Genomic DNA, 18,835 nt, shown 5'->3' with positions numbered 1-18,835 from the left:
GACGCCGCGTGGGACGCCGTGCGAGCCGAATGAGGCTGTCCACGTCGGACAGCCCCACTTCCGGTGTCATGTCAGCGGACGATCGTTGGGTCCGATCGGAGCGGGAAGCGCGTCGCGCCCCATCAGGTAACGATCCACACCGGCCGCCGCGGAGCGGCCCTCCGAGATGGCCCAGACGATCAGCGACTGACCACGCCCCATGTCACCGGCGCTGAACACGCCGTCGACACTGGTCATGAAGGAACGGTCCCGCGCGACGTTGCCACGGGCGTCGAGCTCCACACCGAGCTCGTCGACCATGCCGGCGCGTTCCGGACCGACGAAGCCCATCGCCAGCAGCACCAGCTCACACGGCAACTCCTGTTCGGTGCCCTCCACCGGGACGAACTTGCCGTTCTCCTTGCGCACCTCGACCAGCTGCAACGCACGCAGGTTTCCGTCCTCGTCACCGAGGAACTCCTGGGTGTTGACCGAGAACAGGCGCCGACCACCCTCCTCGTGTGCCGAGGACACCCGATAAAGCATCGGGTAGGTGGGCCAGGGCTGGTTCTCCGGCCGCTCGTTGGGCGGGGTCGGCATGATCTCCAGCTGGGTAACCGACGCAGCGCCCTGACGATGCGCGGTTCCCAGACAATCGGCACCGGTGTCACCACCACCGATGATGACCACGTTCTTGCCCGCTGCGCTGATGGACGACCGCGGCAGGTCACCCTGCTGCACCCGGTTCGCGGGCGGCAGGTACTCCATCGCCTGGTGGATACCGCCCAGTTCCCTACCGGTGATGGGCAGCTCCCGGGACATCGTGGAGCCGCCCGCCAGCACCACGGCGTCGTGCTCGGAACGCAGCCGCTCCACGGTGAGATCCACACCCACGTTGACACCCGTGCGGAACTCGGTGCCCTCCTGCCGCATCTGGTCGAGCCTGCGGTCGAGCCGGAACTTCTCCATCTTGAACTCGGGGATGCCGTAACGCAGCAGCCCGCCGATCCGGTCGGCGCGCTCGTAGACGATCACCCGGTGCCCGGCACGCGTGAGCTGCTGCGCCGCGGCCAGCCCGGCGGGGCCGGAACCAACCACGGCCACCGTGCGGCCGGTCGCGGCCGCGGGGTGCTCCGGCCGCACCCAGCCCTCTTCCCAGGCCCGATCGATGATCTCGATCTCGACCTGCTTGATGCTCACAGCGTCCGAGTTGATCCCCAGCACGCAAGCCGCCTCACACGGAGCCGGACACAGCGTGCCGGTGAACTCGGGGAAGTTGTTGGTCGCGTGCAGCCGTTCGATGGCGCCGCGCCAGTCCTCCCGCCAGACCAGATCGTTCCACTCCGGAATGAGATTCCCCAACGGGCAGCCCTGATGGCAGAAGGGGATGCCGCAGTCCATGCAGCGGCCCGCCTGCTGCTCCAGCTGCTGGTTGGAGAACTCCTCGTAGACCTCCCGCCAGTCCTTGAGCCGGATGTCGACCGGCCGACGCCGCGGCGTCTCGCGTGGCGTGGTCAGAAAGCCCTTCGGGTCAGCCATGAGCGGCCTCCATGATCGCCTCGTTGACGTCGCGGCCGTCGCGCTCGGCATCGGCCTTGGCACTGAGAACGCGCTTGAAGTCCTTCGGCATCACCTTGCCGAACCGCGTCGCGGCGGCCTCCCAGTCGACGAGCAGCTCGCGAGCCACGGTGGATCCGGTTTCGTGGTGGTGCTTCTCGATCAGTTCGTACAGTTCGCCGCGATCGTCGGAATCCAACGGGTCCAGATCGACCATCTCGTGATTGATCCGGTCGGAGCGCGGATCGAGCACGTAGGCGATACCGCCGGACATGCCCGCCGCGAAGTTGCGTCCCGTACCACCAAGCACGACGATCCGACCCCCGGTCATGTACTCGCACCCGTGGTCGCCCACACCTTCCACGACCGCCAGCGCCCCGGAGTTGCGCACCCCGAAACGCTCACCGACGACACCGCGGACGAACATCTCGCCGCCCGTGGCACCGTAGAGCAGCACGTTGCCCGCGATCACGTTGTCCTCCGCGGCGAAGGCCGCGTCGTCCTGCGGGCGCAGCACGACGCGCCCACCGGACAGCCCCTTGCCCACGTAGTCGTTGGAGTCACCGTCGAGTCGCAGGGTGATACCGCGCGGCAGGAAGGCACCGAAGGACTGGCCCGCCGAGCCGGTGAACGTGACGTGGATGGTGTCGTCGGCCAGTCCCGCGCCGCCCCACCTGCGGGTGAGTTCGGAACCCAGCATGGTGCCGACCGAGCGGTTGACGTTTCGCACCGGCAGCTCCAGCCGCAGCGGAGTGCCGTCGGACAGCGCCCCCTCGCTGAGCTGAATCAGAGTGTTGTCCAGGGCCTTTTCCAGGCCGTGTTCCTGCTTGGCCGTGCAGTGCCTGGCCGAGCCCTCGGCGACCTCCGGCACGTGCAGGATCGGCGAGAGATCGATGCCCTCGGTCTTCCAGTGCCGGGTGGCCGGATCGGTGTCGAGCATCTCGGTGTGGCCGATCGCCTCCTCGATGGAACGGAAACCCAGCGCGGCCAGGTGCTCCCGCACTTCCTGGGCGACAAACTCGAAGAAGTTGACGATGTAATCGGCCCGACCGTCGAACTTGGCACGCAGCTCCGGATTCTGCGTGGCCACACCCACCGGGCAGGTGTCCAGATGACACACCCGCATCATGACGCAGCCGGATACCACCAGCGGAGCGGTGGCGAAACCGAACTCCTCGGCGCCGAGCAGCGCGGCCAGGACCACGTCACGGCCGGTCTTGAGCTGACCGTCGGTCTGCACCACGATCCGGTCGCGCAACCCGTTGGCCAACAGCGTCTGCTGTGTCTCGGCCAGACCGAGCTCCCACGGCGCACCGGCGTGCTTGATGGAGGACAGCGGGGAGGCACCGGTACCACCGTCATGGCCGGAGATGAGCACCACGTCGGCGTGCGCCTTGCTCACTCCCGCCGCGACCGTGCCGACACCGACCTCCGAGACCAGCTTGACGTGCACCCGAGCCCGCGGGTTCGCGTTCTTGAGGTCGTAGATCAGCTGTGCGATGTCCTCGATGGAGTAGATGTCGTGGTGCGGCGGCGGGGAGATCAGCCCCACCCCCGGCGTCGAGTGCCGGGTGCCCGCGATCCAGGGGTAGACCTTGTGCCCGGGCAGCTGGCCACCCTCGCCCGGCTTGGCGCCCTGGGCGATCTTGATCTGGATGTCGTCGGAGTTGACCAGGTACTCGCTGGTGACCCCGAACCGACCGCTGGCGGCCTGCTTGATGGCAGAACGACGCCAGTCCCCGTCGGTGTCCACGGTGAACCGATCGGCGTCCTCCCCGCCCTCACCGGTGTTGGACTTGGCACCGAGCCGGTTCATCGCCACCGCGAGAACCTCGTGCATCTCCTTGGAGATCGAGCCGTAGGAGATTCCACCGGTCGCGAACCGCTTGACGATCTCGGAAACCGGCTCGACCTCGTCGATATCGACCGGCTCGCGCTCGCCCTCGCGGAACTTGAGCAGCCCGCGCAGCGTCATCAGCCGCTCGGACTGTTCGTCGACGTGGTTGGTGTACTCCTTGAAGATGTCGTACTGCCCGCTGCGGGTGGAGTGCTGCAGCTTGAACACCGTGTGCGGGTTGAACAGGTGCGGATCGCCCTCCCGGCGCCACTGGTACTCCCCGCCCACGGCGAGCTCGCGGTGGTGGGCCTTGAGCCCGTCGGTGGGAAAGGTCCTACGGTGCCGCTGACCGATCTCGGTGGCCAGGGTGTCGAAGTCGATACCGCCGAGCCGCGAGGTGGTGCCGGTGAAACAGCGGTCGACGATCTCCTCACCGAGTCCGATGGCCTCGAAGATCTGGGCCCCGGTGTACGAGGCGACCGTGGAAATCCCGATCTTGGACATGGTCTTGCGCAGTCCCTTGCCAAGAGCCTTGATCAGGTTCTTGGTGGCCTGCTTGGCATCCACCCCGGAGACCTCGCCACGCGCCACGAGATCCTCGACGCTGGCCATGGCCAGGTAAGGGTTGACCGCCGCGGCACCGTATCCGACCAGCAAGGCGACGTGGTGGACCTCGCGGACGTCACCGGCCTCGACGACCAGCCCGACGTGGGTGCGGCTCTTCTCCCGGACGAGGTGGTGGTGCACCGCCCCGGTCAACAGCAACGAGGGAATCGCCGCGTACTCGGCGTCGGCGCCGCGGTCGGAGAGCACGATGATGCGAGCCCCGTCGGCCACCGCCTCGGAGACCTCACGAGAGATCTCGTCCAACCGCTGCCGGAGTGCCTGTCCTCCCCCGGCGGCACGGTAGACCATGTGAATGGTCACCGAGCGCAGTTCGGGACGGTCACCGTCGTCGTCGATGTGGATCAGCTTCGCGAGCTCGTCGTTGTCCAGCACCGGGAACGGCAGCACCAGCTGGTGACAGGCCTGCGGATCGGTGTCCAACAGGTTGTGCTCCGGACCGACGTGGGTGCTCAGCGAGGTGACCAGCTCCTCGCGGATGGCGTCCAGCGGCGGATTGGTGACCTGGGCGAACAGCTGGGTGAAGTAGTCGAACAGCTGGCGGGGACGTTCGGAGAGCGGGGCGAGCGGAACGTCGTTGCCCATGGAGCCGACGGGTTCGGCACCCCCGGAGGCCATGGGCTTGAGCAGCGTGTCTACTTCCTCCTCGGTGTAGCCGAACAGCTGCTGGCGCTGTACGAGCGAGGAGTGCGGCGGGACCTCGCGGGAGCGGGAGGGCAGGTCCTCGAGATGGACGATTCCCTCGTCCAACCACTGCCGGTAGGGGTGCTGCGCGGCGAGTTCGCCCTTGATCTCCTCGTCCTCGACGATGCGTCCCCGCTCGGTGTCGAGCAGGAACATCTTGCCCGGTTGCAACCTACCCTTGCGCGCCACCCGCTGCGGCTCGATGTCGAGCACACCGGTCTCGCTGGCCAGCACGAGCATGTTGTCGTGGGTGACCCAGTAACGGCCGGGCCGCAGCCCGTTGCGGTCGAGCACCGCCCCCACCTGGGCGCCGTCGGTGAAGGTCACCAGGGCGGGACCGTCCCACGGTTCCATGAGGTTGTTGTGGAACTCGTAGAAGGCACGGCGCTGGGGATCCATCTCGGTGTGGTTCTCCCACGCCTCGGGGATCATCATCAGCACGGCGTGCGGTAGTGAGCGCCCACCGAGGTGCAGCAGCTCCAGCACCTCGTCGAAGGTGGCCGAGTCGCTGGCCTCGGGAGTGGCGACCGGGTAGAGCCGCGAGAGGTCGCCCGGGATCAGATCCGTGTCGAGCATGCTCTCGCGGGTGCGCATCCAGTTGCGGTTGCCGCGCATGGTGTTGATCTCACCGTTGTGCGCGATGTAGCGGTACGGATGCGCCAGCGGCCACGAGGGGAAGGTATTCGTGGAGAACCGCGAGTGCACCAGGCCGATGGCACTGCTGAATCGCTCGTCGGTGAGGTCGATGAAGAACGCGTCCAGCTGCGTCTCGGTCAGCATCCCCTTGTAGACGAGAGTGCGGGCCGACAGGCTCGGGAAGTACACGTCGGTGTCGTGCTCGGCGCGTTTGCGCAGGCAGAACGCCCGGCGTTCCAGCCGCATGACGGAGTCCTGTCCGTCCGTGGCGGAGTCACCGGACTCGGCGACGAACAGCTGGCGGAACCGGGGCATCACACCCCGGGCCAAGGAGCCGGCACAACCGGGATCGACCGGCAGCGTCCGCCAGCCGAGTACCTCGAGCCCTTCTTCCGCCGCGATCCGCTCGATCGCGGCCACCGCCTGCTCGCAGTCCGCCTCGTCATCCGGAAGAAAGGCGTTACCCACCGCGTAACCGCCGGCGGCGGGAAGTTCGAACGGAACCACCTCGCGCAAGAACGCGTCCGGCACCTGGGTCAGGATTCCCACCCCGTCACCGGTGTCCGGATCGGCGCCTTTCGCGCCCCGGTGTTCCATGTTGCGCAGCGCGGTCAGCGCGTTCCGCACGATCGCGTGACCCTTGCGGCCGGCCATGTCGGCGACGAGCGCCACACCGCACGCGTCATGATCGTTGGCAGGGTCGTAGAGACCCTCCACGTCGGCGCCCCGTTGCGTCCGACCTCTCGCATTCTGGGAAACCGGCATTCGGATCCTCCCGTCGTCAGGCAACGACCTCAGCCACGCGAACAGTGGGGGCGAGATCGTAGACACCTCTCCGGAGCTGACAAGAAGGATGCGCCGTTGCACTCTTGGTCAGTTTGCGGAACTATACAGATTTCCGAGTTGCACGACTACGAGTAAGTAACACGTGTTACACCCGCGCGTCTCGTTCCCGGATTCTGGGACAGCATGATCGCGAAACGTAGCGACGCACACACTTCGGGCACCGGACAACGGGGTCACCGTCGAACCGGACCGACCTCGGAAGAGCCACCACGGGGATTTCCCGTCTTCACGATGCTGTGCTTCCACCACGATACCCGGCGACGTCCATATGGACGATTTTGTTTTACTCAACACTGAAACTACGAACATAACAAACAAATGGCTACCCTCGCACGCCCTCGCGCCGCGCGGAAACGCCTGTCGAGCACCCCGAACGCCTTCCGAATGGAGAGAACCCGACGAGATCGGGAGTTCGGAAGCTTGGAACACAAAATGTCGGCACACGACCGCGGAAACGGCACGAAAAGCCCGAAGGGGCGGTATTCACAACATCAACGGCAGGTCAACCGCACCCCTGACCAGCGAGAACAATTGTGACAACCCTCGCGCGAGGAAAGTGAGCCATTTCATTGCGCGTTTCCGCGCCGAGCAGCAGACTCCGCGACGGCCGGCCGGACAGCATCGAGAAAGTGATCGAATGAGCGTTGGTGACGATTCCACCGAGCTGGAATTCAACATCGACCTCGGCGCGGAAGAAATGCGACGACGCGCCGAGGTCACCCGGGCCCTGGGCGATGACTGGGACCCCTCGGAACAGCTTCGGGGTGAACGCGAAGCGCACGCACTGCTGTACTCCGGGCTCGACGAGTGGCAGCGCGGCGTCTACGAGCAGCTGATCAACGCGGGTGTACTTCCCGAGGGCATCGGTGGCGAGCATGCCGATTGACCCGTTCGCCGACATCGGCCGCCGTGCGTGGATCGAGTGCCCCCGGTGCAACCACGGGCAGGACTGCTCGGAATGCCTGCGCGGACGTTCCTGCAGCGATCACTGGCAGTACCTGCTGTCCAACTCCGGCACCCTGCTGTATCTGCAGTGCCCCAGCTGCACTCATCTCTGGCAACACGACACGCATGGTGGCCGCACCGAGCGGAGGTGCTGAATCCCTCGGCCCGCCAGCTGCTCGCACGTGACGTGCCGTAACCGCGAATCTGGAGGCGAGCCCAGCGCAGCCAAGGTCCGCGAAACGTCCCGGCCCGCTACTAGCTGGCAGCAGCGGTCGCTCGCCGCACAGCCCTCACCTCCATGCATGGAGCGAAACGGAGCCGTTCAATCGGACCGGCTGCCTTCGAGCAGCCGATCACCGATGGAACTGCGCCGGTACAGCACGTGCCGTCCGTCACGTATCCGGATGAGCAGTCCCGCGTCGTACAACACGCGCAGGTGCTGGGACACGGCACTCGCGGTGACCCTGAGCCGTCGGGCGAGTTCAACGGTGGGTGTCGGCTCGTCGAGGAGTGCGAGCAACCCGGCTCTGGGAGCACCAAGTAACGAGGCGAGCTCAGTCGTGCCGGAACGGGGTTCGCCGGACCAGAGCGTGGCCACTCCCCTGCTGGGATACACCAGCCAGGGCGGCTCGTCCGGGGTGACCGGCGGCGCGGGTTTGTGGGCGAATACGGACGGCAGTAGCAACAGTCCCCGCCCGGAGGCGGCGACGCTGTGTCCGCTGATCATCCTGTCGATGTGCAGCACCCCGTTCCGCCATCGCAGATTCGGGTGCATACCCGCGAACAGCAGGCGAGCGCCTCCCCTGGCCAACTGTCTCGCGCGGTGGGTCATGTCGGCTTCCAGTAACAGCCGCATCCTGGGCCAGTTCGGTTCGATGGCCGCTTTCCAGAACCGCCACAGGGCCGCGCAGACGGAATCACGCAGCCCGATGACGGACGCGTCGTCGTCCGTGGCCCCGCGCAGGGCCGGTGGCAGCGGGTCCGGCGCGTGCGTGACCAGGATATCGTGGCGGACTCTACCGGGGGGTGTACGACGCACTAGAGCCAGTTGCTCCTCGAAGTCCGGCTCGTGCCTTCCGGGCGGAGGAGTCAAGAAATCCGGCAACGTACGTCTCACCGCGACGAGGGAAAGCAGCAGCTCGAGATCGAGCGTGTCGAGTTCGGCGAGTGCGGACACGCGCCACGGCAGGTGCAGCGAGGAAAGTCTCGGATCCTGCAGCACCCGGAGGCTGAGCAGGGTCTCGTGCAGTGGCGAGATCACGAACCGCGTATCCGCCAAATCCTCGACACCCAGCACGAAACTGATCATTAAGTCGTAAGCTACATCGATTTTCCCCGAACGGTCGATGCGTTGCACTACCGTGCGTGCCACCCGGAACTCACGCGAACTCCACCAGCCCCACTAAGCGATTTCTCGATGGAGGCCGGTCAGCCCCGATCACTCCAATCTCACGGTCGAAAGACACCGCTCGCTTCGCCCCACGCCGAATTCAGGAGGCAGAGTCACCTGTCCACTTCGGCCGGCCACTTCACCGGCGAAGGGCGGGGCAGAGATGAGCCGTCGAATGCTGTTCCTGCTGGCCGTGACCTGTGGCGTGGCCGTGGGCAACATCTACTTCCCGCAGGCGCTCGTCCCACTGATCGCGGCCGGGCTGCGTACCTCGCCCGACGGGGCGGCGCTGGCCGTGTCCGCCACGCAGATCGGCTACGCGGGTGGGATCTTCCTGCTGGTCCCTCTGGGGGACCGCCTGCCGCACCGGCGGCTCCTGCTCGCTCTGCTCGGTCTCACGGCGTTCGGCCTGCTACTCGCGGGATGCGCCCGAAACCTGCCACTGCTGGTCGCGGCCAGCGTACTGGTAGGACTCACCACAGTAGGAGCACAGGTGATCGGCCCGTTGGCAGCAGGGCTGGTGGAGGAGCGACACCGGGCGACTGTGCTCGGCACCCTGTTGAGCGGTTCGGTCGGCGGCATGCTCCTGGCCCGCGCTTTCAGCGGCACGCTCGGCGAATGGCTCGGATGGCGGGCGCCGTACCTGGCGGCTGCAGTGCTGGTGTTCCTCCTGCTGGCCGTTCTCGCCCGCATGCTGCCGTACACGGCCCCGCAGTCGCGAGAACGCTACCCTTCGCTGCTTGCGGAATCGCTGCGCCTGCTGTTCACCGAACCCGAACTGCGTCGCTCCTGCCTCTACCAAGCCGCCGTGTTCGCCAGCTTCTCGGCGGTGTGGACCACCCTGGCGATCCTGCTGACGGGACCGGTCTACGGGTTGGGGACCTCGGCGGTAGGGCTGTTCGCGCTGGTCGGCGGTGTCACCGCATGTTGCACACCCCTCGCCGGACGTTGGGTGGACCGCCGAGGAGCCGGGCCGGTCAACCTCGTGTGCATGCTCGGCGTACTCGTCTCGGCCGCGGTCCTCACCGGAGCCATTCACGGCGGCAGGATCGGTCTGATCGCACTGATCATCGGGGTGTTGCTGCTCGACGTGGCGATGCAGTGCGGCATGGTCGCGAACCAGGCCCGAGTCTACGCACTGCGTCCCGAGCGACGGAGCAGGCTCAACACCGCCTACATGACGTGCGCTTATCTGGGCGGCAGCACCGGATCGTGGATCGGGTCGCACGTATACGAGCTGTTCGGCTGGCAAGGGGTGTGCGGGTTCGTGGTCGTGCTCACCACGCTGGCCCTGCTCCGCCACCTGCTGACCCCCGCTCGAAAACGAGTCCGGGATCGCTCCTCGGTCGTGGGAGATTCGGGAGCGTGTCGACCGCCACGGTGAACATTCGTCCGGCTCGGGTGTCCGAAGCCCACACCATCGGGGAGATCCACGTGGTCTCGTGGCAGGCCGCCTACGTGGGGCTGATTCCCGCCGAGTCCCTGAACCGGCTGTCCGTGGCCGAGCGGCAAGAAGCCTGGCGCGAACGACTGCGGGCACCGCCGGATGGAGTCACGGTCCTGGTCGCGGAAGCACGAGGGCACGTGCTCGGGTTCGCGGTGATCGGCGCGAACCGTGATCTGGACGCGGGACGGGCCACCGGGGAATTGCAGGCGCTGTACCTGCATCCGCGGTACTGGCGGCGCGGCTCGGGAACCCGACTGCACGAGCACGCGCTGCGCGTCCTGCAACACGAGGGCTACGCGAGCAGCACGCTCTGGGTGCTGACCACGAACCACCGCGCCCGTCGATTCTACGAACGCCGCGGTTGGGAATGCCTGGGAACCACCCGGACGGAAACGCTCGTTGACGGTGCCGTGCAGGTGGAGGAGGTCCGGTACCGGTACGTGCTCACCTCCCGCTCGAGGTGAAACTCCCGTGGTCCGCTCACAACTCCTACCTCGATCGGAGGAACGGACTGCACCCCGATCCCACCGAGGCACTCCTCACGAGGGAACCGCAGGAGTGTCGGCCTCGGGGTCACACTGCGACTTCCGCTCCGCCCCGGTGAGAGCACGAGGGCGAACCGGATCACGGTCGCGGGGACGGCGCCAGAGGCAGAATCGGCACATGCGCACACGTGTCGTGGGTACTTCGCTCGGGCCCGTCGAGGTGGGAATCACCTCCGAAGCCGGTGAGGCCGTCGTGTTCTTTCCCGGTGGGCACAGCACGGCGGGTACGCCGAGCGGTGCCGACCTCTACACCGAGCTGGGATACCGGGTGGTCACGTTCTCGCGCCCCGGGTACGGCCGCACCGCTGTCGGCGATCTCACCGCCGCGGAGTTCGTACCCGCGGTTGCCGAGGCGTGCGCGGAGCTGGGGATCACAGGCGCGGCCGCGACCGTGGGCATGAGCTTCGGCGGGCTGCAGGCCGTTCACGTGGCATCACGGCTGCCGCACCTCGCTCCGCGACTCGTGCTGCACAGCTGCGCACCGTCCTCACTGCCCTATCCGGACGGTCTTGCGGAACGCCTCGTCGCTCCCCTGGCATTCGGGCCCCGGGCGCAACGGCTCACCTGGCGCGCGGTGCGCGTGCTGACCGCTTCGGACCGTGGTCTGCGAGTGATGATGTCCTCGTTGTCACGGTTGCCGGTCCGGCAGTGGTGGCGGGAGTGGAGCCGGGACGATCGCGCGGCGGCACGCGAAACCTTCTCGACGATGGGGTCCGGTTCGGGATTCCTCACCGATCTTCGCCAAGCTCGCCCGGAACGATCGTCCTATCGGGAGTCGACGCTGCGATCGGTACCGTGCCCGACGCTGGTCACGGCTTCCCGGCACGACGGCGGGGTCGCGTTCGAGCACGCCGAGGACTTCGAACGCACTGTTCCGCGGGCACGTCTGGTCGAAACCGGAGCGCCGAGTCACTTCCACTGGCTCGGTACCTCACGGGCCACCGTCTCGCGTGCGGTCCGCGAGTGCCTCTCCGCCTGAGCGGTGAACCGGGCGAGGACACCGGATACCACCGCACACGGCGATGTGGGATCTCCGTGCCACTTGCGACCGGCCCGACCTCGTCTCCGTTCCGAATCACCACCGACAAATGTCGTGGACACCTCGCGGGCACTGTTGGTCCCGACCGGACTCCGGTTCGTGAGGAGAATTCCGGGCCGTCTATCTTTCGAAAGTGATGACCGAGTTGAACCAGTCACCGTCGACGGAGCACGTGCGTCCTTCCTGGCACGCGCTGCTCTCACCGCTCAGCGATCTGCTGGTGATCGTGGGCGGGGCACTGTTGGTATGGCGCGCCTGGGTGATCGGCGAACGGCTGCTGGCACGTGGGGTCGACATCTACCTGGATCTGCCGCCGTTGTTCGCCAGCTGGGCGCCGCACACCGGCCCAGGAACGGTGCCCGCGATTCTGCTCGCGCTGCTGGTGGTCATCGCGGGACCGACCGTGGCAGCACGGCTGCGCTGGGGACCGCTGCTGGCGGTGACCTACCCGGTCACGTTGGGCTGGATGTTCAGTCTGACCATGATCGAGGGCTGGAACTTCGGTGTGGTGACCAAACTGTCCAACCCCAAGAACTACCTCGCCGAGATCGACCGCGTGGAGACGGTCTCGGCGATGCTGAGTGGGTTCACCGAGCGAATCCTACTCGAACCCGGCTCGTGGGCGGTGCACGTGTCCGGACACCCGCCCGGTGTGCTGATGGTGTTCGTGTGGATGGACCGGATCGGCCTCGGCGGTGGGGTCGCGGCCTCCGTGATGTGCATGCTGGTCGGCTCCACGACCGTCCTGTCCATCGCGACCACGCTGCGTGCACTGGGCGAGGAACACGTGGCCCGGGCTATGCTGCCCTTCGGGGTGCTGCTGCCCGGCATGGTGTGGATGGGGGTCAGCGCCGACGCGATGTTCGCCGGAGTCGCGGCGTGCGGAGTCGCCCTACTCGCGGTGGGAACCACCCGAGGGGGCAAACTGGGTGATCTGGCGGCGCTGACCGGCGGGCTGCTGCTCGGGTTCACGCTCTACCTGTCATACGGGCTGGTGCTGGCGGGGCTGTTCGCACTGGTGGTGCTGGCCCTTACGCGCAGACCGCGGCCGATCCTGTTCGCGGTCGCGGGAGTCGTAGTGGTCGTGGTGCTGTTCACCCTGCACGGTTTCTGGTGGCTGGAGGGCTACGAACTCGTCCGGATCCGCTACTACCAGGGTATCGCCGACACCCGACCGTACAGCTACTTCGTGTGGGCCAACCTTGCCTGCGTCGTACTGGTGACGGGCCCCGCAGTCCTGGTCAGCCTACGCAGACTGGCGACGGCACCGCGACGGCTGGAACTCGGGGCGCGGTTGCTCACGCTCGCGGCGCTGGTGGCGATAGCCGCCGCCGATCTGTCCGGCATGAGCAAGGCGGAGGTGGAGCGGATCTGGCTGCCGTTCACCATGTGGCTCGCGGTGCCCTGCGCGGTGCTGCCCCGGGGACAGCACCGCTGGTGGCTGACCGCGCAAGCACTGCTGGCGTTGCTGATCAACCACCTGGTGATCACCCGTTGGTGAGCCGCCACCGCGGACCGCCCTCCGCTCCACGCTCGGTCCCCGCTCGCTCGGGACCGGCCGGTCCCGAGCGAGCGGGGACCGAAGTGGTTCGTGCGAGCTGAGCACCGGCTCAGGAGTCGCGGTGCAGCGATTCGATCCGTTCGGCCATCGTCAGGTCGTTCTCGGTCACCCCACCGGCCGAATGGGTGGTGATCCGCACGGTCAGTCGGTTGTAGTCGTGCACGGACAGATCCGGGTGGTGATCGGCCTCATTGGCGAGGTGGGCGATCGCGTTGGCGAAGGTCACCGCGGTGAGGAAGCCCTTGAGTTTCCAGGTCTTGTGCACTGCCGAATCCCGGTACTGCCAGTCCCCGAGTCCGGCGAGCCTGCTCTCGATCGTGTCCTGCGACAACAGTTCGGGCATCGAGCCCTCCTCAACGCTGTTCGGCAACGGTCACCGGGTTTCGTGCCCGTGCGGGAGTTGTACCAGAAGAATCATCTCCCGAATGATCACCCCAGCCGGACCCGACGGGCCGGGCACGCCGAGACGAAACGTGATTTCCCCGTCGGCGTGCCCGCTGGAGCGAAGGACCTCACCTGCCGGGCGTCTCCTGCTCCGGGCGCTGGGGAACACTGCGCTCCACCTCGTCACTGTTTCCGTACGTACCGTCCGGCAGCGCCCGCAACGCGCGCAGTGTGCGGGGGTCGGCCTCCCGGTCCTCGGCGTATCGGATCAACTCGGCCTTGTCCGCGGGAAACTCCAATCCCTGCAGCGCCTTGTTCACCCGACGTTCGTCGGCATCGGTCATGACTGTCCTCTCGTTGCTCACGGGGTATCCGGGGAGCACGGGACTCCCCTCTCAACCCCGCACGACTGTTCCGCCGTACGGCTACCCGTTCGGGCGGAAGTTGACACCCACCGTTGGAGCCGTAACCGTGCCGAGCGCTTCGACGGGTGGGATCATCCGTGGGAAGGCACTCGCTAACCTGACGGCATGACCGAATACGTGCAGGTTGTCACCACCACCGATTCAGAACACGCCGCGGCCGAGTTGGCGCGTGGTGTGGTCGGGGCCCGACTCGGTGCGTGCGTACAGGTCGTGCCGATCCGCAGCTTCTTCCGCTGGGAGGGAGGTGTGCAGGACGAGCAGGAATGGCAGTTGCAGATCAAAACCATCCGGGAGCGGGTGATCGAGCTGCGCGAGCACCTGGAGGCACAGCACAACTACGACGTGCCGGAGATCATCGTCACGCCGGTCGTCACGGGTAACGAGCAGTACCTGTCCTGGGTCGAGGAGGAGACCAGTCCTTGACCACGGCAAGCGCCGCACCCGAGGGCTCGGGGTGAGGTGTTCCGTCGGCGGACGAGGAGCGGCGGATCATGCCCGAGAACTCCGTTCGGGCCGTCGTAGACTCTCTCGGCAAGCACTTCCACCGCCCCGGCACCGATTCCCGGAGGAGCGCGAACACGGGAATGGATCGGACCGGCAGCAACACGCGTCGCGAGCGCGGCGAGGCAAGGACCCAGCCGGATGAAGAAGCCAACCATCACCCGCAACGACATCTACATCGCGGCGGCAGGCCCCGCGATGGGGCTGCTCGTGGCGATGTTCACGCTGCACTGGGACTGGTTGTTCGCCGGGATACTGATATCCGCCACCGGAGTGGTGTGGCTCCGGTTACGACGTGCCGCTGGGGACTGGTCGGTACGGACGGGGGTGCTCGCCCTGTTGCTCGGGCTGCTGCTGTGGTTGTGGCTCGACGATGCGCGCTGGGCGGTTCTGGGGTTGTTTCCGCTGGTGTTCGTGTTCATTCATAAGCTGGCCGCCACCGTCGATCAGCATCGCTGATCCGGCCGAGGCCGTCCGGATCCGATCCCGGCCGGAAGGAGCGCGCTTTTCCGGAACCGCTTGCTTCACCACGCGGTGGCCGCGGCCCCGCCGCGGGCGGCACCCGAGTGCCGGAAGCTCAGCGCCCGACATCGGGGGGAGCCCCTCGGGCAGTGACACCGGCAACGCGGATGGCTGCGAGCTGGTAGTTCTCCGGAGTTCTTCCCGGAGTCCCCGAAACGGTTTCCGTCGAGCGGAAAAGTTCGTTTCCGGTGAGAAACGAAGTGGTTCCGGGACTGTCGTGGTGATCAGTGGCATGCCAATATTCGGCGACCAAATTATCCGCGGCGTCGCCGGTTCGGTCCCGCCCAGGGGCGAGGATCCGCCAAGCGGGCCGAACGGTGTGAAAGGACGATGCTCGTGCACGTGCTATGGGGTATCGGCGGCATGGTGGTGCTGCTGCTGATCGCGGTGGCCCTGTCGACCAGCCCACGTTCGATCCGGCCCCGCACTGTACTGGGGGCGCTGGCGATCCAGGTGGTTTTCGCCGTTCTCGTACTGCGCTGGGAAGCCGGAGAGCGGGTGCTGGAAGCGGTCGCCGCGGGCGTGGGCAAGGTGATCGACTCCGCCAACGAGGGCATCAACTTCATGGTGGGGCCGCTGATCGACCTGCTGGACGAGGGCAGCACGCTGTTCGCCTTCCAGGTGTTGCCGATCATCGTGTTCATCGCCTCGCTGAGCGCGGTGCTCTACCACTGGCACATTCTGCAGTGGGTCGTACGCATCATCGGTGGTGGACTGCAGAAACTGCTGGGAACCACGAAGGCGGAATCGCTCAACGCCACGGCCAACATCTTCGTGGGACAGACCGAGGCACCGCTGGTGATCCGACCGTACCTGGCCAGAATGACCCGCTCGGAGTTCTTCGCGGTGATGGCAGGGGGCCTGTCCACGGTAGCCGGAACGGTGCTTGTCGGCTACTCACTGCTGGGCGCTTCGTTGGAGTACCTGATCGCGGCCAGTTTCATGGCGGCACCGGCCGGTCTCCTTATGGCCAAGATCATTGTTCCGGAGACCGAGAAGTCCCACAGTGACGAGGCCGTGGCCGCCACGACCACGGGAACCGGAACGGACTCGGCAACGGACGCCGCGGGTTCCGGCGAGGAGCCTGACGGCGGTGAACGCGCCGAGCGCGCGGACACCGAGCCCGAGGAGGAGCCCGAAAAGCCCCGTAACGTCATCGACGCCGCGGCGGTCGGAGCCTCCGACGGTCTCAAGCTCGCCCTCAACGTCGGAGCGATGCTGTTCGCGTTCATCTCGCTGATCGCGCTGCTCAATCTGATCATCGGCGGGGTGGGTGGCCTGTTCGGCCTGGAGAGCCTGACCTTCCAGCAGATTCTCGGTTACGTCTTCTCGCCCGTAATGGTCGCCATCGGGATTCCGTTCAACGAGGCTGTGGAGGCCGGAACCTTCCTGGGGCAGAAGCTGGTTCTCAACGAGTTCGTCGCTTTCGCCGACTTCGGCCCCATGGCGGAGTCGGGTGCGTTCACCGAACGCACCGCGGTGATCATCACTTTCGCGCTGACCGGATTCGCCAACTTCAGCTCGCTGGGAATCCTGCTGGGCGGCCTCGGCGGTCTGGTTCCCAGTCGCAGACCACTGATCGCCCAACTCGGCATTCGAGCCGTGCTGGCGGGAACGCTGGCGAACCTCATGAGCGCCACCATCGCGGGAATGGTGATCGGTTGAGCACGGCACCGTGGTGGCGGTGCGGCCGCGCATCGCCACCACGGTGCACAACCGAACGCGCTCGGATGTCGACCGACCACCCGGTTACGCACTCGAACGCCTTTGACAGGCTGCGGGCATGACCGCAGCCGATACGTTCCCTCGTCACAGCGCCCGGACCCAGGGGTTCAGTCTGGGCGCCCCACGTAATTTCACCGTCGCACCGGACGGGCAACGGGTGCTGTTCCTGCGGTCGTCGAGCGGTACCGACCGGAGCAACGCCCTGTGGATGTTGGACACCGGCGACGGCACTGAGCACCGGGTGGCCGATCCCGTTCAGCTCGACGACACCGGGACCGCCTCGGAGGAGGAGCTGGCCCGTCGGGAACGCGCCAGGGAACGCGCCTCGGGAATCACGGCCTACGCGGTGGACGACAGTGCTCGGCGAGTGGCTTTCACGCTCTCCGGTGAGTTGTTCGTCGCCGAGCTGGCGAGCGGACTGCTCCGCCGATTGCCGGCCCGCTACCCCGCCGCGGACCCCAGGCCGGACGCGACCGGCACCCGCGTGGCCTACACCTCGCAGGGCGGACTGCGTGTGATCGGGTTCGACGGTTCCGAGGACCGGGCGCTGATCGAACCCGAACACGAACGGATCCAGTGGGGCTGCGCCGAGTTCATCGCGGCGGAGGAGATGAACCGAGGCCGCGGCTACTGGTGGGCGCCCGACGGTTCGACGATCCTGGCGACCAGGGTGGACGAGTCGGAGGTGGCGCAGTGGAACCTCGCCGATCCCGCCGATCCCGCACGGCCCCCCAGAACGATGCCGTATCCCGCGGCGGGTGAGAGCAACGCTGTCGTCGCTCTGGAGCTGTTGCGGGTCGACGACGCGGAGTTCGGACAACGGGTTCCCGTGCGCTGGGACAACGGCGCGCATCCATATCTGGTGGCGGTCCACTGGTCCGAATACGGCCGACCGCTACTGGCGGTGCAGAGTCGTGACCAACGCAGCCAACTGGTGCTGGCGGTGGACCCCGACACCGGTGAGACCACGGAGCTGCACCACGAGACCGATCCGCACTGGATCGAGATCAAGACCGGCTGGCCCGCCTGGACCCCCGACGGCGGCCTGGTTCGGATCAGCCCGATCGACGGTGCCTACCGACTCCTGGTCGACGGCAACGACTGGACCGGGCCCGCGCTGCAGGTCCGCGCGATTCTGGACATCGGTCCCACCGACATCCTGGTGTCGGCATCGGCGGAGGATCCCACCCAGGTCCACGTTTACCGGGTGACCGAAGCGGGCGCGCGACGGCTATCCGAACAGGACGGTGTGCACGGGGCCACCCGTGGCGGGCCGGTGACCGTGCTGTCCTCCGGGGACACGGAGCGGCTGCACGGCACCGTGCGGGTGCTTCGCGAGGACACCCCGATCGCCGAGATCACTTCGCTCGCCGAGACGAGCACGATCACGCCGCGCCTGCGGCTGCTACGACTTGGTGCCCGCGAGTTGTGCTCCGCGCTGCTGCTGCCGCACGGGCATCGTTCGGAACACGGCAGGCTGCCGGTACTGCTGGACCCCTACGGGGGGCCGCAGGCACAGCGGGTGCTACGACGGCAGCAGGGATACCTGACACCGCAGTGGTTCGCCGAGCAGGGATTCGCCGTGCTCGTCACGGACGGGCGGGGCACGGGCGGTCGGGGGCCCGACTGGGATCGGGCGGTGGCCGGGGACCTCGCCGGACCACCGCTGCAGGACCAGGTGGACGCGCTGCACGCATGCGCCGCCGAACGCACCGATCTGGATCTCGATCGGGTGGGCATCCGGGGTTGGTCGTTCGGGGGGTATCTGGCCGCGCTGGCGGTGTTGCGCCGTCCCGACGTGTTCCACGCGGCCGTGGCGGGCGCACCGGTCTGCGACTTTCGGCTCTACGACACCCACTACACCGAGCGCTACCTCGGCGACCCGAACCGTAATCCCGAGACCTACACGGCGAACTCACTGCTGCGGATGGCCCCCGAGCTGCGCAGGGAACTGCTGCTGGTGCACGGCACCGTCGACGACAACGTGGTGTTCGCGCACTCGCTGCGGCTATCGGAAGCGCTGACCTCGGCGGGCAGACCACACACCCTGTTGCCGCTGCCCGGCGTGACCCACATGCCGACCTCGGAGAGCAAGAGCGAGAATCTGCTGTTGCTGCAGCTGGACTTCCTGCGCCGTGCTCTCGGCCTGCCCACGGGGTCCTCGGGGGATGCCGCTCCGAGCGAGTGA

15 protein-coding genes are annotated in these 18,835 nt (G+C 67.0%); 10 read left to right on the top strand and 5 right to left on the bottom strand.

What is annotated here, in order from left to right:
- Positions 1-66: 66 nt before the first annotated feature.
- A complete protein-coding gene (locus ACOQFL_RS07730) occupies positions 67-1,518 on the bottom strand; it encodes a glutamate synthase subunit beta (RefSeq protein ID WP_435543416.1) in 1,452 nt (483 codons plus the stop codon).
- Complete coding sequence (gene gltB, locus ACOQFL_RS07725) at positions 1,511-6,082, bottom strand: glutamate synthase large subunit (RefSeq protein ID WP_435543415.1); 4,572 nt, start codon at positions 6,080-6,082, stop codon at positions 1,511-1,513. Before gltB ends, ACOQFL_RS07730 begins: the two co-directional genes overlap by 8 nt.
- A 718-nt stretch (positions 6,083-6,800) precedes the next feature.
- Between gltB and ACOQFL_RS07720 the strand changes: the two genes are divergently transcribed.
- Both ACOQFL_RS07720 and ACOQFL_RS07715 read left to right on the top strand, forming a co-directional pair.
- Entirely contained in the window at positions 6,801-7,049 is a 249-nt protein-coding gene (locus tag ACOQFL_RS07720) for a DUF6400 family protein (protein ID WP_435543414.1), read from the top strand.
- A complete protein-coding gene (locus ACOQFL_RS07715; protein WP_435543413.1) occupies positions 7,039-7,263 on the top strand; it encodes a hypothetical protein in 225 nt (74 codons plus the stop codon). Before ACOQFL_RS07720 ends, ACOQFL_RS07715 begins: the two co-directional genes overlap by 11 nt.
- A 167-nt stretch (positions 7,264-7,430) precedes the next feature.
- On the opposite strand, the gene ACOQFL_RS07710 is transcribed toward ACOQFL_RS07715, so the two are convergent.
- Complete coding sequence (locus ACOQFL_RS07710) at positions 7,431-8,417, bottom strand: ArsR/SmtB family transcription factor (RefSeq protein WP_435543412.1); 987 nt, start codon at positions 8,415-8,417, stop codon at positions 7,431-7,433.
- 244 nt (positions 8,418-8,661) lie between these two features.
- Between ACOQFL_RS07710 and ACOQFL_RS07705 the strand changes: the two genes are divergently transcribed.
- From ACOQFL_RS07705 to ACOQFL_RS07690, 4 genes are all read left to right on the top strand, one after another.
- Entirely contained in the window at positions 8,662-9,882 is a 1,221-nt protein-coding gene (locus ACOQFL_RS07705) for an MFS transporter (protein WP_435543411.1), read from the top strand.
- Positions 9,864-10,409, top strand: coding sequence for a GNAT family N-acetyltransferase (locus ACOQFL_RS07700; protein WP_435543410.1), 546 nt, complete (start codon positions 9,864-9,866; stop codon positions 10,407-10,409). The genes ACOQFL_RS07705 and ACOQFL_RS07700 overlap by 19 nt, the downstream gene beginning before the upstream one ends.
- A gap of 199 nt (positions 10,410-10,608) precedes the next feature.
- Positions 10,609-11,469: an alpha/beta fold hydrolase gene (locus tag ACOQFL_RS07695; RefSeq protein ID WP_435543409.1), complete on the top strand. Its 861-nt coding sequence runs from the start codon at positions 10,609-10,611 to the stop codon at positions 11,467-11,469.
- 196 nt (positions 11,470-11,665) lie between these two features.
- Entirely contained in the window at positions 11,666-13,030 is a 1,365-nt protein-coding gene (locus ACOQFL_RS07690; RefSeq protein WP_435543408.1) for a hypothetical protein, read from the top strand.
- A gap of 109 nt (positions 13,031-13,139) precedes the next feature.
- Here the strand turns inward: ACOQFL_RS07690 and ACOQFL_RS07685 are convergent, their stop codons facing one another.
- Positions 13,140-13,433 carry a 4a-hydroxytetrahydrobiopterin dehydratase gene (locus ACOQFL_RS07685; protein WP_435543407.1) on the bottom strand — a complete coding sequence of 98 codons (294 nt, stop codon included), beginning with the start codon at positions 13,431-13,433 and terminating at the stop codon, positions 13,140-13,142.
- Between the two features lie 169 nt (positions 13,434-13,602).
- On the bottom strand, positions 13,603-13,818 hold the full coding sequence (locus tag ACOQFL_RS07680; protein ID WP_092981166.1) for a DUF2795 domain-containing protein: 216 nt from the start codon (positions 13,816-13,818) through the stop codon (positions 13,603-13,605).
- Positions 13,819-14,004: 186 nt separating this feature from the next.
- Between ACOQFL_RS07680 and cutA the strand changes: the two genes are divergently transcribed.
- From cutA to ACOQFL_RS07660, 4 genes are all read left to right on the top strand, one after another.
- On the top strand, positions 14,005-14,322 hold the full coding sequence (cutA, locus tag ACOQFL_RS07675) for a divalent-cation tolerance protein CutA (RefSeq protein ID WP_435543406.1): 318 nt from the start codon (positions 14,005-14,007) through the stop codon (positions 14,320-14,322).
- A 219-nt stretch (positions 14,323-14,541) separates the two neighbouring features.
- Positions 14,542-14,859 carry a hypothetical protein gene (locus tag ACOQFL_RS07670; RefSeq protein ID WP_435543405.1) on the top strand — a complete coding sequence of 106 codons (318 nt, stop codon included), beginning with the start codon at positions 14,542-14,544 and terminating at the stop codon, positions 14,857-14,859.
- Positions 14,860-15,252: 393 nt separating this feature from the next.
- Positions 15,253-16,587: a NupC/NupG family nucleoside CNT transporter gene (locus ACOQFL_RS07665; RefSeq protein ID WP_435543404.1), complete on the top strand. Its 1,335-nt coding sequence runs from the start codon at positions 15,253-15,255 to the stop codon at positions 16,585-16,587.
- A gap of 118 nt (positions 16,588-16,705) precedes the next feature.
- On the top strand, positions 16,706-18,835 hold the full coding sequence (locus ACOQFL_RS07660; protein ID WP_435543403.1) for a S9 family peptidase: 2,130 nt from the start codon (positions 16,706-16,708) through the stop codon (positions 18,833-18,835).

The sequence above is a fragment of the Actinopolyspora sabaoui genome, assembly GCF_051225635.1.
Taxonomy (GTDB): Bacteria; Actinomycetota; Actinomycetes; order Mycobacteriales; family Pseudonocardiaceae; genus Actinopolyspora.
This window is presented reverse-complemented; position numbering and strand designations above follow the sequence as displayed.

Bases quoted from the DNA above. Each gene is read 5' to 3' on its own strand.
- ACOQFL_RS07665 (WP_435543404.1), top strand. From the start codon at position 15,253: ATGCTCGTGCACGTGCTATGGGGTATCGGCGGCATGGTGGTGCTGCTG.
- ACOQFL_RS07680 (WP_092981166.1), bottom strand. From the start codon at position 13,818: ATGACCGATGCCGACGAACGTCGGGTGAACAAGGCGCTGCAGGGATTG.
- ACOQFL_RS07720 (WP_435543414.1), top strand. From the start codon at position 6,801: ATGAGCGTTGGTGACGATTCCACCGAGCTGGAATTCAACATCGACCTC.
- ACOQFL_RS07685 (WP_435543407.1), bottom strand. From the start codon at position 13,433: ATGCCCGAACTGTTGTCGCAGGACACGATCGAGAGCAGGCTCGCCGGA.
- ACOQFL_RS07710 (WP_435543412.1), bottom strand. From the start codon at position 8,417: ATGATCAGTTTCGTGCTGGGTGTCGAGGATTTGGCGGATACGCGGTTC.
- cutA (WP_435543406.1), top strand. From the start codon at position 14,005: ATGACCGAATACGTGCAGGTTGTCACCACCACCGATTCAGAACACGCC.
- ACOQFL_RS07705 (WP_435543411.1), top strand. From the start codon at position 8,662: ATGAGCCGTCGAATGCTGTTCCTGCTGGCCGTGACCTGTGGCGTGGCC.
- gltB (WP_435543415.1), bottom strand. From the start codon at position 6,082: ATGCCGGTTTCCCAGAATGCGAGAGGTCGGACGCAACGGGGCGCCGAC.
- ACOQFL_RS07670 (WP_435543405.1), top strand. From the start codon at position 14,542: ATGAAGAAGCCAACCATCACCCGCAACGACATCTACATCGCGGCGGCA.
- ACOQFL_RS07695 (WP_435543409.1), top strand. From the start codon at position 10,609: ATGCGCACACGTGTCGTGGGTACTTCGCTCGGGCCCGTCGAGGTGGGA.
- ACOQFL_RS07660 (WP_435543403.1), top strand. From the start codon at position 16,706: ATGACCGCAGCCGATACGTTCCCTCGTCACAGCGCCCGGACCCAGGGG.
- ACOQFL_RS07730 (WP_435543416.1), bottom strand. From the start codon at position 1,518: ATGGCTGACCCGAAGGGCTTTCTGACCACGCCACGCGAGACGCCGCGG.
- ACOQFL_RS07715 (WP_435543413.1), top strand. From the start codon at position 7,039: ATGCCGATTGACCCGTTCGCCGACATCGGCCGCCGTGCGTGGATCGAG.
- ACOQFL_RS07690 (WP_435543408.1), top strand. From the start codon at position 11,666: ATGACCGAGTTGAACCAGTCACCGTCGACGGAGCACGTGCGTCCTTCC.